Annotated in this window: 13 protein-coding genes; 6 read left to right on the plus strand and 7 right to left on the minus strand. The window is 67.6% G+C overall.

Annotated elements, in window-relative coordinates; genetic code table 11:
• Positions 1-6: 6 nt before the first annotated feature.
• Complete coding sequence (locus NV401_RS02520; RefSeq protein WP_261292794.1) at positions 7-1,311, minus strand: MFS transporter; 1,305 nt, start codon at positions 1,309-1,311, stop codon at positions 7-9.
• 112 nt (positions 1,312-1,423) lie between these two features.
• Here NV401_RS02520 and NV401_RS02525 point away from each other — a divergent pair, with 112 nt between their 5' ends.
• Complete coding sequence (locus tag NV401_RS02525; protein WP_261292795.1) at positions 1,424-1,942, plus strand: hypothetical protein; 519 nt, start codon at positions 1,424-1,426, stop codon at positions 1,940-1,942.
• 479 nt (positions 1,943-2,421) lie between these two features.
• On the opposite strand, the gene NV401_RS02530 is transcribed toward NV401_RS02525, so the two are convergent.
• Positions 2,422-2,883, minus strand: coding sequence for a DUF2721 domain-containing protein (locus NV401_RS02530; protein ID WP_261292796.1), 462 nt, complete (start codon positions 2,881-2,883; stop codon positions 2,422-2,424).
• A gap of 79 nt (positions 2,884-2,962) precedes the next feature.
• Between NV401_RS02530 and NV401_RS02535 the strand changes: the two genes are divergently transcribed.
• Positions 2,963-4,093: a GNAT family N-acetyltransferase gene (locus tag NV401_RS02535; protein ID WP_261292797.1), complete on the plus strand. Its 1,131-nt coding sequence runs from the start codon at positions 2,963-2,965 to the stop codon at positions 4,091-4,093.
• Here NV401_RS02535 and NV401_RS02540 read toward each other — a convergent pair.
• Together NV401_RS02540 and NV401_RS02545 are read right to left on the minus strand one after the other, a co-directional pair.
• A complete protein-coding gene (locus tag NV401_RS02540) occupies positions 4,056-6,587 on the minus strand; it encodes an ABC transporter permease (RefSeq protein ID WP_261292798.1) in 2,532 nt (843 codons plus the stop codon). The genes NV401_RS02535 and NV401_RS02540 overlap by 38 nt on opposite strands.
• Positions 6,584-7,282 (minus strand): ABC transporter ATP-binding protein, encoded by a 699-nt coding sequence (locus tag NV401_RS02545; protein WP_261292799.1) that lies wholly within the window; start codon positions 7,280-7,282, stop codon positions 6,584-6,586. The genes NV401_RS02540 and NV401_RS02545 overlap by 4 nt, the downstream gene beginning before the upstream one ends.
• A 65-nt stretch (positions 7,283-7,347) precedes the next feature.
• On the opposite strand from NV401_RS02545, the gene NV401_RS02550 reads away from it, so the two are divergent.
• Complete coding sequence (locus tag NV401_RS02550) at positions 7,348-8,019, plus strand: arylesterase (RefSeq protein ID WP_261292800.1); 672 nt, start codon at positions 7,348-7,350, stop codon at positions 8,017-8,019.
• Between the two features lie 6 nt (positions 8,020-8,025).
• Here the strand turns inward: NV401_RS02550 and trmB are convergent, their stop codons facing one another.
• A complete protein-coding gene (gene trmB / locus NV401_RS02555) occupies positions 8,026-8,706 on the minus strand; it encodes a tRNA (guanosine(46)-N7)-methyltransferase TrmB (protein WP_261292801.1) in 681 nt (226 codons plus the stop codon).
• A 74-nt stretch (positions 8,707-8,780) separates the two neighbouring features.
• On the opposite strand from trmB, the gene NV401_RS02560 reads away from it, so the two are divergent.
• Positions 8,781-9,383, plus strand: a complete 603-nt coding sequence (locus NV401_RS02560; RefSeq protein WP_261292802.1) for a phosphatase PAP2 family protein — start codon at positions 8,781-8,783, stop codon at positions 9,381-9,383.
• Here the strand turns inward: NV401_RS02560 and metK are convergent.
• Complete coding sequence (gene metK, locus NV401_RS02565) at positions 9,364-10,581, minus strand: methionine adenosyltransferase (RefSeq protein WP_261292803.1); 1,218 nt, start codon at positions 10,579-10,581, stop codon at positions 9,364-9,366. The genes NV401_RS02560 and metK overlap by 20 nt on opposite strands.
• 75 nt (positions 10,582-10,656) lie before the next feature.
• Positions 10,657-12,228: an apolipoprotein N-acyltransferase gene (lnt, locus tag NV401_RS02570; protein ID WP_261292804.1), complete on the minus strand. Its 1,572-nt coding sequence runs from the start codon at positions 12,226-12,228 to the stop codon at positions 10,657-10,659.
• A 221-nt stretch (positions 12,229-12,449) separates the two neighbouring features.
• On the opposite strand from lnt, the gene NV401_RS02575 reads away from it, so the two are divergent.
• Together NV401_RS02575 and NV401_RS02580 are read left to right on the plus strand one after the other, a co-directional pair.
• Positions 12,450-12,866 (plus strand): VOC family protein, encoded by a 417-nt coding sequence (locus NV401_RS02575; protein WP_261292805.1) that lies wholly within the window; start codon positions 12,450-12,452, stop codon positions 12,864-12,866.
• 10 nt (positions 12,867-12,876) lie between these two features.
• Positions 12,877-13,179 (plus strand): polyhydroxyalkanoic acid system family protein, encoded by a 303-nt coding sequence (locus NV401_RS02580; protein ID WP_261292806.1) that lies wholly within the window; start codon positions 12,877-12,879, stop codon positions 13,177-13,179.
• The last annotated feature ends 14 nt before the right edge of the window (positions 13,180-13,193 follow it).

The raw sequence follows: 13,193 nt of genomic DNA on the forward strand, positions 1-13,193 counted from the left end.
GTTCCTTTATATCGCAGTCGTAACAGGCGAGCCGCCCTGCGGTTCCTGATCTTCGATCAGGCTGGTGCGTTTGGTTTCGGGGAGCATCAGGAAGCCGATCGTCGCGAGGCCGATGATGGCCGTCACGTACCAGTAGAAGCCGGATTCGGCCCCCTGCGCCTTGAACCACAAGGCGACATATTCGGCGGTGCCGCCGAATGCGGTGTTGCCGATCGCATAGGGCAGGGCGACGCCCAGCGCGCGGATATGCGCGGGGAAAAGCTCGGCCTTCACCAAGGCGCTGATCGATGTGTACGCCGACAGCAGGGTGAGCGGGATCAGCGTCAGCCAAAACGCGCCTAGCGGCGTCGCCACCGTGGCCAGCGCGCTGAACACCGGCACCGACACCGCCATGCCGCCAAAACCGAACAGTAACAGCATCGGACGGCGGCCGAAGCGGTCGGCGAGATGGCCGAACAGCGGTTGCATGAGCATATAGACGACCAGGGCGGCGGTCATGACCATGGTCGCGGTCTGGCGGTCGAACCCCGTCGTGTTGACGAGGAATTTCTGCAGGTAGGTGGTGTAGGCGTAGAAGGCGAGACTGCCGCCGGCGGTGATGCCGACGACGAGCAGGAATTCGCGCGGATGCGCGCGCCACAGCGCGACCGCACCGGATTTCGGGCGATCCTTCGCCAGCGCTTCGAACGAGGCGGTTTCCGACAGGCGGCGGCGCAGCACATAGACCGCCAGCGCCAGGATCGCGCCGAGCGCGAAGGCGATGCGCCAGCCCCAGGCCTCCATCGCCGTTTCGCTGAGGATTGCCTGTAGCAGCAGCGTCACGCCGAGCGCGGCCAACTGACCGCCAATCAGCGTGACATATTGGAAGCTGGACCAGAAACCGCGATTCTGGCGCGTCGCCATTTCCGACAGATAGGTCGCGCTCGCGCCATATTCGCCGCCGACGGACAGGCCCTGCAGCATCCGCGCCAGCACCAGAATGGCGGGCGCGGCAAGGCCGATCGTGGCATAGCCGGGGACCAGCGCGATCATCAGCGATCCGGCGCACATCAGCCCGACCGACAGGGCGAGTCCCGCCTTGCGGCCATGATTGTCGGCGTAGCGGCCCATGATCCACGCGCCGAGCGGGCGCATGAGGAAGCCGACCGCGAACACCGCCGCAGTGCTGAGCAGCTGCGCGGTACGATCGCCGTCGGGGAAGAAGGTCGGCGCAAAATAGACGGTCAGCGCGGCATACGTATACCAGTCATACCATTCGACGAGATTGCCCGCCGATCCGCCGATAATCGATTTCAGCCTCTTGGTGTCCATGTGGCGTTCGACCTCCTTGGGCGGCAACCTTGCCGATGCGCGCGACCAAGGGAAGGAATTTGTCGGCCGCGTGCGGTTGAGCCGCGGCGCCCAAGCGCGCATAGCGTCGGCCATGCGTTTGCTTGCCCCCCTGTTCGCCGCCACGATCCTGGCCAGCTGCACCGCGGTGCCCACGCCAAAGCCGGCGCCTGCGCCGCGCCCGATCCCGACCTACACCCCACCGCCGCCGCCCAAGCCGCTCGCGCAGGATTGGCGCGACTGGCCCTACACCCCAGGCGACTGGCGCTACGTCCAGGATGCGCGCGGGTCGACCGCGTCGTTCGGCACGGCCGGGACGGCACCGCTCTTCACCATCCGGTGCGATCTGGCCGCGAATAGCGTGCAACTGACACGCGCCGGGACAGCTACCGCGCCGGTGGCCGTGACGATCCGCACCTCGACGATGCTCCGCACGCTGACCCTGCAACCGAACGGCGGCATGCTGGCGGCATCGATCGCCCCGCGCGACAGCCTGCTCGAGGCGATGGGCTTCAGCCGCGGCCGTTTCGTGATCGAGCAGCTGGGCGCGCCCGCGCTGGTGCTGCCTTCCTGGGCCGAGATCGAACGCGTGACCGAGGACTGTCGGCGCTGAGGCGCCTGCCCGGCGAGGCGCGTTGCCCCATCTGAATGGTGCGGGCATCTAGGTGCGTGGGGGATGCCGTGCCGTGCCGCGTACGGCGTTTTCGACAGCACATGACTGTCTTTGAAAACATTCCGAAAAACAAGACTTGTATAGTCCCCCCGGATGACTCACATTCCGTCTCGTACCCACTGCAGGGTACGGTGTTTCAACAATGCGAAAGGAGGTGATCCGATGTCTCATGGTTCAGCAATGGGGTCGGTTCAGTTCGTTCGGAGGACGCGCCGCTAACTCTTCGGGGTAACCCGTAGGTAGAGGGACGGGGGGTATCCTCCCCCAAGCAACGTCGCCGTCTATCGGAGTTTGCGGTCCGCATGGTCCTCCAAGCTGGAGCTTCCGGCCGCTGACCATGTCAGGAGGTTGCCGGGGTGCCGTGAGGCCCCCGGCAGCCTCTTTTCATATCTAGGGCAGGCGATCGGCCGCCGCGACGATCAGTGCCGCTCGCGTTCGAGCAGTTCCGGCCGGATATGGATCGCCCGCAGCGACATGCGTACTTCGATCAGGAACCCCGCAAAGGCCGAGATCAGCAGCAGCATCGCCAGGACGAACGAGATCGCCACCGCCGTGCCGATATGCAGCTGGACGAGCTTGGCGACGAACAGCAGTGCCACGACCAGGCAGGTCATCACCGCGCTCGATACCGCCAGTACCAGCGCCGCATTGATCACCGACATGCGTCGATCGAGCAGACGCAGTTCCCAGACGTGCCGATCGTGTTCCGGCCCCGAGGAACGCGGGTGCAGCGCTTCCACCGCGCGGGCGCGGTCGACCACGCGGGACAATCGGCCGGCGAGCACGTTGAGCAATTGGCAGATGCCGGCCAGCATGAAGACCGGGCTCAGCGACAGCTGGATGGCCTCTGCGATGGTAATGACGGCGGGATAGGAAGGCATGGCGATGTTGTGGCGGCAGCGACGCGATCCGGTCAAGCGCCAACCGGTTGGTAACGCCTCCGCGTTAGGCAGCGAAGCCATGACCAAGCCGATGCTGCTCGCCGAATTCCAACGTCTCGCGCCGCTGACGCGCGCGACGACGCTCGACGGACTGTCGAGCGCGATCGATCTGGTCGCGCAGAGCGGGCCGGCCAGCCATGCATTCCTACGCTACCAATGGTTCGTCGCAGCCATCGCTGCCTATGGTGGCAATGCGCGCACGATCGTGGTGGAGGCGGACGGCGTGCCCGTGATCGCGCTACCAATGGCGCGCTTCGGCCCGAACCCGGCGCGGCTGGCAGCGGTGCCGGGCTGCTACTGGCCGTTCCGCAGCTTCCCGGCAAGCGTCGCGGCGGGCGAGGATGCCTATGCCGTACTGATCGATCAGCTGGCCGGCGAGATCAACGCGCTCCGCGTCGGCCCGGTCTATGACGGCGATCCCTCGGTCGCGCCGCTGCTGGCCGCTGCGCGCGCGAAGGGCTGGGTGACGCTCGATCGCTTCGTGGCGGACAGCTATCTGCTCGACATGGCAGGTGCGCAGACCGCGGGGACGTGGCCGCGCAATTCGACGCTGCGCAAGAACCGCTTCCATGAAAAGCATCTCGGCGAGCATGGCGCTTTGGCCTGGGATTTCGTGACCGGGGCGGGCTGGGGGCCGGGCGCGTTCGACGATCTTGCGGCGATCGAGCAGCACAGCTGGATTTCCGCGCGCACCGACGGCGCGGACGCCAAGTTCACCGTCGCCGGGCATGGCGCGTTCTGGCGCGCCGTCGCGAACGATCCGGTGCTCGCCGACATGATGTGGGCGGCCGTGCTGCGCATCGACGGCGCGCCCGCCGCCTTCTCGTTCGATATCAACGCCGGCGCGCTGAAATATGCCATCGCCAACAGCTATGACCCGGCGTTCGGCAAGCACTCGCCGGGCAAACTGCTCTATTATCGCAATTTGGTACGCGCGCTGGCGGATGGCATGACGACGGTCGACTGGGGCGCAGGGGATAGCGGCTATAAGAGCGTGATCGGTGCCGAACGGGGCCCGGCGATCCGCGACTGGCTGCTGGTTCGGCCAGGCCTGCCGGCGATGCTCGCACGGCCGTTGCGGCGCATATGGGAGCGCAGCGGGCAGACGCCGACTAGAGCTGCCGCAGCGCCCGCGCCGGACGCACGCTGAGGATCGGCCAGGCACCGAGCAGCCCGAGCGTCATCACGCTGGCCACGCCGATCGCCAGTGTCGCGGCGACCGTGCCGTAATCGGGCAGCCATTCGAATTCGAACAGTTCGACCACGACGTACCACGCGCCGCCCAGGCCGAGCAGCAGCGCCAGCACCGCGAGCGCCGCGCTCAGAAAGGCATATTCGATCGCCTGGCTGGCCAGCACCTGCGCCCGCGTCGCGCCCAGGGTGCGCAGGATGACGCTGTCATAGGTGCGCGCCTCGCGCGCGGCGGCGATCGCGCCGATCAGCACGGCGATGCCCGCGAATACCGCGACCGAAGTGGCCGCGGTGATCGCCGCGGCCATCTGGCTGACGATGTCGCGCAGCTGGCCGAGCACTTCCCGCACTTCGATCATCGATACCGAGGGGAAGGGCTTCAGCAGCGCGCGCATTACCCCGCTTTCCCCGCCCCTGGGCAGATCGATCGTGGCGGCGAGATTGTGCGGCGCATCCGAGATCGCGTTGGGCGAGAAGACCATGACATAGTTGAAGCCGAGCGTGTCCCAGCTGATGCGGCGGAACGAGGCGATGCGCGCGCTGCGCTCGACGCCGAGCAGGCTGTAGCTGATCGGATCGCCGAGCTTGAGGCCGAGTGCGGTGCCCAGCCGTTCGTCGAGCGAGACCAACGGGGGGCCGGCATAGTTTTTGGGCCACCAGCGGCCGGCGGTCAGTTCGCTGCCCTCCGGCAGTGTCTCGGCATAGGTCAGCCCGCGTTCGCCACGCAGCGCCCAAGCGCCCTCGGGCAGCGTCTTCAAGTCCGCCACGCGCGTCGCGCCATAGCCGGTGATCGTGCCGCGCAGCGCGGGCACGGTGGCGATATCCGCCTTGGGTGCGACGGCGAGGATCGTGCGGCGGAATTCGGCCTCGCGGTCGCGCGGCACGTCGAGCGCGAACAGCGCCGGGGCGCGCTGCGGCACGGTGCGGGCGATATTGGCGTCGATGCTGGTGCGGATCGCGGCGAGCAGCACGAACAGCGTCAAACCAAGGCCGAGCGCCACGACCAGCGCGCCGGTGCGCGCGCCGGGCCGGTGCAGCGCGGCGATGGCGAGCCGGAGCAGCGGGCGGCGCGCGCGGGGCAAAGCGGCGGCACCCTTGCGCACGAGCCAACCGACGCCGGCGAGCAGCAGCAATACGGCGGCAACGGCGGCGAGGAAGCTGGCGGTAAGCCCGGGCTGTTCTGCGGTAAGCAGCGCCAGCGCGACGACCGCAACGCCGGCACCCGCCATCCACGGCAGCGTACGCGCGAGCGGCGCACGGCGCTCGTCGAACACGCCGCGCAACAGCCCGGCGGCGGGGATCGTACCGGCGGCAACGAGCGGCGGCGCGGTGAAACCGAGCGCGATGAGCAGGCCGTAGCTGGCGGCGAGCGCCAGCGGCCCCCATTCGATCGCAAAGCGTGGCGCCACGGGCAGGACCTGCCCGGCAAGCGCGACGATGCCGGGAACGGCGATCACGCCGACCAGCAACCCGGCAAGGATGCCGACCAGGGCGACCGCGCCGATCTGCAGGATGTAGATCCGGGCGATCGTGCCCGAAGTCGCGCCCAATACCTTGAGCGCGGCGATGCTGCCGCGGCGGCTGGCGAGGTAGGAGGACACGCCGTTGCCGACGCCGATTCCGGCGATGACCAGCGCCGACAGCGCGACCAGCATGAGGAACTGGCCCATCCGCTCGACGAAGCGCGCCGCGCCGGGCGCGGCGCGATCGCGCGTCTTGGCCTCCCAGCCGCCGGTGGGAAAGCGTGCCTTGAAGCGGTCGGCGGCGGCCTGCGGGGTGCGGCCGGCGGCGAGCTTCACGCGGTATTTGCTCGTGTACATGCTGCCGGGCTGGATCAGACCGGTGCGGCCGAGCCCGTCGCTGGTGACGATCGCCACCGGGCCGAGCGTGAAGCCTTCGCCGAGCCGGTCGGGTTCGTTGGCGATGATCCCGCCGATCGTGAAGCTGGCGCTGCCGATCTTGAACACGCCGCCGGGCTGGAGGGCGAGGCGTTCGGCGAGCGCGGGCGCGATCCATACTATTCTCGAACCCTTTTCCCGTCCGACGCCGGGTAAAGCGCTGTTTTTCGGATCGGGACGCACGTCGAGCGACCCATATAGCGGGTACGCCGCATCGACCGCCTTCAACTCGATCGGCACGATCAGCGGATCGGCGGCGCTGCCGCCGACCGCGGTCGCCTGCATGCTGGTGGTTTCGGAGACCGTTCCCAACGACGCCATCGCGGTGCGCTCCGGCGCATCGGCCGGCCGCTGCGAGAGCGCGAACTCGACATCGCCGCCGAGGATCAGCGCGCCGCGCGCGGCCAGTTCGCGCTCGATCGCCTGGGTCAGGCTGCCGATCGCCGCCAGCGCGCCGACCCCGAGGAACAGGCAGGCGAGCAGCAGGCGCAGCCCGCGGAACTTGAGATCGATCTCGCGGCGGGCAAGGCGCCAGGCGGTGCGCCATTCGTTCATTTGGTGCGGTCCGCGACGATATGGCCGTCGGCGAGCTCGATGATGCGATCGCAGCGTGCTGCAAGGCTGGCGTCGTGCGTGATCACCACCAGCGTCGCGCCTGCCGCGACCTGGCGGGCGAACAGCAGATCCATGATCGCCGCGCCGGTCGCGGTATCGAGATTGCCGGTCGGTTCGTCGGCGAAGACCAAAGCCGGGCGCGGCCCGAGCGCGCGGGCGATCGCCACGCGCTGCTGTTCGCCGCCGGAAAGCTGCGCCGGATAGTGATCGAGCCGATGGCCGAGGCCGACCGCCTCAAGCTCGGCATCGGCGCGCGCAAAGGCATCGGCCATGCCGGCAAGCTCCATCGGCACGGCGACGTTCTCGCGCGCGGTCATCGTCGGCAGCAGGTGGAACGCCTGCAGCACGATGCCGATGCGGCCGCGCCGCGCGCGCGCCAGCGCATCCTCGTCGAGCGTGGTGAAGTCGAGCCCGGCGACCCACACCTGGCCGGCATTGGCACGCTCAAGCCCGGACAGGACTGCCATCAGCGAGGACTTGCCAGATCCCGACGGGCCGAGCAGTGCCAGACTGGTGCCGCGCGCGACGTCCAGGTCGATGCCGCGCAAAATTATGGTCGGCGTGTCGCTGGCGCCGAGCGTCAGGGTGACACCCCGGGCGGCGATCACCATATCGGCGTCGTTGAGGTCGGACATGAAGGGAGATCGCCTTGGAACGTGGTGGATACGGATATGGGGCGGGTGCGCTGGTTCTCCAAGCGATGTTGCTGAGCGGCTGCGACGGTGAGGTTGCCACGCCGCTGCCCACGCCGACTCCGACAGCGGCCGCCGCGCTGCCGACACCGGCGCCGGTGACCGGCGACGAACGGCTGATCCTGGCGTTCGGCGACAGCCTCTACGCCGGCTACGGGCTGCAGCGCGGGCAAAGCCTGCCCGATGCGGTGCAGGCGCGGCTGCGCGGGGACGGGATCAATGCGAAGATCGTCAATGCCGGGGTGTCTGGCGATACCAGCGCCGCGGGGCGACAGCGGCTGGCCTTCTCGCTCAACAATCTGCCGCGCAAGCCCGATCTCGTGCTGCTCGGTCTGGGCGGAAACGATGTGCTGCGGCAGATCGCGCCGGCGGAAACGCGCGCCAACATGGCCGCGATGCTCGACGAGCTGAAGAAGCGCAGCATTCCCGTGATGCTCACCGGAATGCTCGCGCCGCCCAATCTGGGGCCGGAATATGCGGGACAATTCAACCGCATCTGGCCGGATCTCGCTGCGCAGTATCAGACCGCGCTCTACCCCTTCATCCTCGACGGCGTGATCGGCAACCCGGCACTGATGCAGCGAGATCGCGTCCATCCGACCGCGCAGGGCGTCGCGAAGATCGCCTCGAAGGTCGCGCCGCTGGTGGCGGAGCGGCTTGAGCGGCTGGAGCGTGACTGATCGGCTTCAGGTCCGGATATAGCGGAAGTACCAGACTTCGTGCCCCTGGCGCCGCGCCTTGCGCTCGTAGCGCGTCTCGGGCCAGTCGTCGGGGCGGGTGAGGAAGTCGGCCGGCGTCTCGGCCTGCCAGACGAAGTCTTGGCGCTGGTTCATCACCATCATCGACCAGCGGCAATAGGTCGGATCGTCGGTGCCGAGACGGAATTCGGCGCCGGGCTTGAGTTTGCGCTGGATCAGATCGAGCGGGCCGTGATTGACCATACGGCGCTTGGCGTGGCGCGCCTTGCGCCACGGATCGGGGTGCAGCAGGTAGAGCCGGTCGAGCGATTCATCGGGCAGCCGTTCGACCACGTCGAGCGCATCGCCCATGTACAGCCGGACATTGCCGAGATCGCCATCGCGGACATGCGCCAGCGCGCCGACCACGCCGTTGAGGAACGGCTCGCAGCCGATGAAGCCGGTATCGGGATTGGCGATGGCCTGGCCAGCGAGATGTTCGCCCGCGCCGAAGCCGATTTCGAGTTGCAGTGGGCGATCGTCGCCGAACAGGGTGGACGCGTCGAGCGGCCCCGTATCGGGTACGCTGATGCGCGGCAGCAGTTCCTCGACAAGCTCGGCCTGGCCCAGGCGCAATTTGTGGCCCTGGCGTCGGCCATAGAGGCGGCGGGTGGTCATCGGATCGATCATCGGCGCTGCTCTAGCGCGCCAGCGCCGCGCGTCCAGTCGGCGGAGCCATTTCGCGGCGCGTTGGTTGGGGGGGAATGAGCAAAACCAGGAAAGCCGCGACCTCGGTCGTCAAGGCGGATCGCAAGCTGAGTCGCAAGGCGGCGGCGAAGCGCGAGACGCCGCTCGTGAAGGGCGTGGAGGCTGCCGGCGATCTGGCCGACCAGCCGCCGCTGATCGTCTTGAGCGTGGTCACGATCTTGGTGGGGGCGGTGCTGCGCCGCCCGGCGGTGGCCAAAAGCGGGGTGCGGATGCTGGTGAGCCATTTAGTGGCGACCGGGCTCAAGACCGTCGTCAAAAGGTCGATCGACCGCACCCGCCCAGCGAAGGCGCTCGACAGCGGCAACCATCATTTCAAGAAGGGCAAAAGCCGCGATCACGACCAGACGTCGTTCCCGTCCGGTCATACGGCGGGGGCCGTGGCGATCGCCAGCGCGGTGGCGCACGATGCGCCGGGGGCTGCGCTACCGGTCTATGCCGTGGCGGGCGCGGCGGCGGCAGCGCAATTGCCCAGCGGCAAACATTATCTGCTCGATACGATTGCCGGCGCGGCGATCGGTTATGTTAGTGAACTGGCGACGAGCGCCGCGCTCCGCGGGGCGGAGGCGGCGCTCGCCGGGATCAGGCGACGGCAGCCTTGAGAGCGTCGACCAGATCGGTCTTTTCCCACGTAAAGCTGTTCCCCTCGGGCTCACGCCCGAAATGGCCGTATGCGGCGGTCTTCTTGTAGATCGGCGCGTTGAGCTTGAGATGCTCGCGGATCCCCTTGGGGGTCAGGCGCACCAGCTGCGGCAGCACTTCCTCGATCTTGGCTTCGGGCACCGTGCCGGTGCCGTGCAGATCGACATAGAGCGACAGCGGCTCGGCGATGCCGATCGCATAGCTTAGCTGGATCGTGCAGCGGCGCGCGAGGCCGGCAGCAACGACGTTCTTCGCCATATAGCGTGCGACATAGGCAGCCGAGCGATCGACCTTCGTCGGATCCTTGCCGCTGAACGCGCCGCCGCCGTGCGGGCTGGCGCCGCCGTACGTGTCGACGATGATCTTGCGGCCGGTGACGCCGGCATCGCCATCGGGCCCGCCGATTTCGAACTGGCCGGTCGGGTTTATATAGATCTTCGTTGCGTCGGAGATGAAGCCGTCGGGCAGCACGTCCTTGAACACGCCCATCACATAGTCGTGCAGCACCGCATATTTCGCGGCATCAGCATTGTCGCCCTTCTCGCAATAGCCCGGCGCATGCTGGGTGGAGACAACCAGGGCGGTGGCGGCGACGGGAACCTCGTTCTCGTAGGACAGGGTCACCTGGCTCTTGGCGTCCGGCTGCAGGAACGGCGCGGCGCCCGAGTGACGATCGGCGGCCATCCGCTCGAGGATCTTGTGGCTGTAATACAAGGTAGCGGGCATCAGGCCGGGCGTCTCGTCGGTCGCATAACCGAACATGATGCCCTGATCGCCGGCGCCTTCGTCCTTGTTGCCGCTCTCGTCCACGCCCATCGCGATATGCGCGGACTGGCCGTGGAGGTTGTTTTCGAAGCGGAAGCTTTCCCAGTGGAAGCCGGACTGTTCGTACCCGATTTCCTTGACCGTGTTGCGGACGGCGGCTTCGATCTCGTCGAGCACGCCGGGCGCCCACTGGTCATTCTCGTAAATGCCCTTGCCGCGGATTTCGCCGGCCAGGACGACGAGCTGCGTGGTGGTCAGCGTCTCGCAGGCGATGCGTGCCTCGCTGTCCTTGGCCAGGAACAGATCGACGATCGTGTCGCTGATCTGGTCTGCGACCTTGTCGGGATGGCCCTCGGAAACCGATTCGGACGTGAAAAGAAAACTGGAACGCATGTGGTGATCCTCGTTGTGGAGGAGAGCTTCGGCCGTTGCCATGCCTGATATAAAGCTTTCCTTATATCGCACGCCCTATCGCGCGCGCCGCCGGAAGGCAAATGCCAACAGCAGCAGCGCCAGCGCGACCAAGCCGGCCATCAGGTTGCCGATGCGCGCAAACAGCGTGGGCGGGTAGGGGGCGGGCAGTGGCAATTCGATCGCGCCAGCGCGGTTGGCAGGGATGGTGGCGAGCAGCGTGCCGTCCGGCCCGATGATCGCGGAAATGCCCGTCGGCGTGGCGCGCAGGATCGGCAGGCCCTCCTCGATCGCGCGCAGCCGCGCCTGCGCGAGATGCTCGGGGGGGCCCCAATTGCCGAACCAGGCATCGTTGGATGGATTGAACAGGAAGGCCGGGCGGTGCGCGCGATCGACCGTCTGGCCGGAGAAGATGATTTCGTAGCAAATCTGCATGCCGACCGTGCCGAAGAACGGAATGGTCACGCCACGCGGGCCGGGGCCGTCGGCGAAATCGACCTCGCCCGGCACCAGGCGGTTTAGACCGATGCGCGACAGGATTGGGCGGGCGGGAAGATATTCGCCGTACGGCACGAGATGCGCCTTGTCGTAGCGCCCGATGATCCGTGCCCCTGCGTCGATCGCGAAGATCGAATTGGTCGCGGCGGCCAGCTCGCCCCCGGCATCGAACTGCATGCTGTTGCCGCCGGTCAGCACCACATCGTTGCGGCCGAGCGCGGCGGCGATGCGCATCCGTGTGAACGATGCCGTGCCGCGCCAATAAGCGGTGGCGGGATAGCCGTCCTCGAGCATGTAGCGCACCGCGCCTTCGGGCCAGACGATCAGCCGCGGAGCGGGGCCGGGCGTGCCGTTCAGCGCGAGCAGCGCCTGGAGATTGGCCTCGGCATAATCGTCCTGCGGGCGTTCTTCCTGCCCGAGATCGGGCTGGACGACGCGGACGCGGGGCGCGTTCGCCGGTGGTGGCGCCGCGGGTGTTTGCGGAAGGCGGACACCGGTGAGCGCGAGCAGGCCCGTAACCAGAACGACCGGGACGGCGAAGCGCCAGCGCCGCCCGATGGCGAGCAGCACGGCACCCGCCACGACGATGGTGAGGCCCGACAGCGCGTAGGTGCCGACCCAGGCGGCGACGTGCGACACGCCCGGGAGCGGCAACCAGACCACGCCGAGCGGATTCCAGGGATAGCCAGTGAACAGCGTGCCGCGCAGCCATTCGGTGACAATCCAGGCCGCACCGAACAGCAAGACGAAGCTCGCACCGGGCGAGCGCGTAGGCGTGCGGCCATAGCGCCAGGCGAGGCCCGCAGCAGCCATGGGATAGAGCGCGAGATACAGCGCGAGCAGGGCGACGGCGAGATAGCCGAGCCAGTGCGGCATATTATCCTGGAAGACGAAGGCGTGTTGGATCCAGTTGTTGCCGAGCGTGAAATGCCCGACGCCGAACGCCCAGCCGCGGAACAGCGCTTGTCTCAGCGTGCGGGCATCGTGAACCAGCCACATCCAGGCGGCGAGGCTAAGGAGCGCGGGCGGCCACAGGTCGAGCGGCGCGAAGCCGGTTGCGGCGATCGGGCCGAGCGCCAGGGCGAGGAGCGGGGCGTAGCGTGACGCAGCCCGGTTTCGTTCTTGGATCACCATCACCCTATTTTACTTGGTAGCCGCGGCCGCTGCATATGCGGCGCGCGACGTCGCGGGACAAGCGGGCGCTTCGACCTGCTCCGTGTTCGCCGAAGGTCAGAGCCCGCCGCGAGGGTATATGACGAGCGCAGCGCCCGTTACATCGCACCATGCCGACCCGGGGACTTCCGGGAAGGATTTGGATGACGGGGCGCAGCTTTACCGGCTATCGTCGCCGGATGATCCGCCCCTTCCATCTTGCCTTTCCCGTCCACGATCTCGCCGCGGCGCGCGCCTTTTACGGCGGCACGATGGGCTGCGCCGAGGGGCGGAGCAGCGATAGCTGGATCGATTTCGACCTGTATGGGCATCAGATCGTCGCGCATCTCGATCCGGTGGCCAAGCCGGTGGCGGTGGAGAATGCGGTCGACGGGCACAGCGTGCCGGTGCCGCATTTCGGCGTCGTGCTGACGATGGCGGAGTGGCAGACGCTGGCGGACCGGGTCGCGGCGGCGGGCGTGTCGTTCGGCATCGCGCCCTATATCCGCTTCAAGGGGCAGCCGGGCGAGCAGGCGACGATGTTCTTTCGCGATCCCTCGGGCAACGCACTCGAGTTCAAGGCGTTTGCCGATGATGCGATGCTGTTCGCGACCTAAGGAAGAGTAGATGACCGAGCCGATCACGATGGATATCCCACACAAATATGGCCGCGAGGGCGTGCGCGCCAAGCTCGATGCGGGCGTCGACAAGATCGCCGGCGTGGTGCCGGGCGGTGTGGTCAAGGATCATCGCTGGGACGGCGATACCTTGCACTTCACGATCGAGGGCATGGGGCAGCGGGTCGCCAGCCAGGTCGAACTGTTCGACGACAAGGTCCGGGCGACGATCGATCTCCCGCCGTTCCTCGCGCTGTTCGCGGCAAAGATTCGCGACAAGCTCGCCAAGGAAGCGCCCAAACTGCTGAAGTAACCAGCCGCTCCGGC

Origin of the sequence: Sphingomonas hylomeconis, assembly GCF_025370105.1 — a bacterium.
GTDB lineage: Bacteria > Pseudomonadota > Alphaproteobacteria > Sphingomonadales > Sphingomonadaceae > Sphingomonas > Sphingomonas hylomeconis.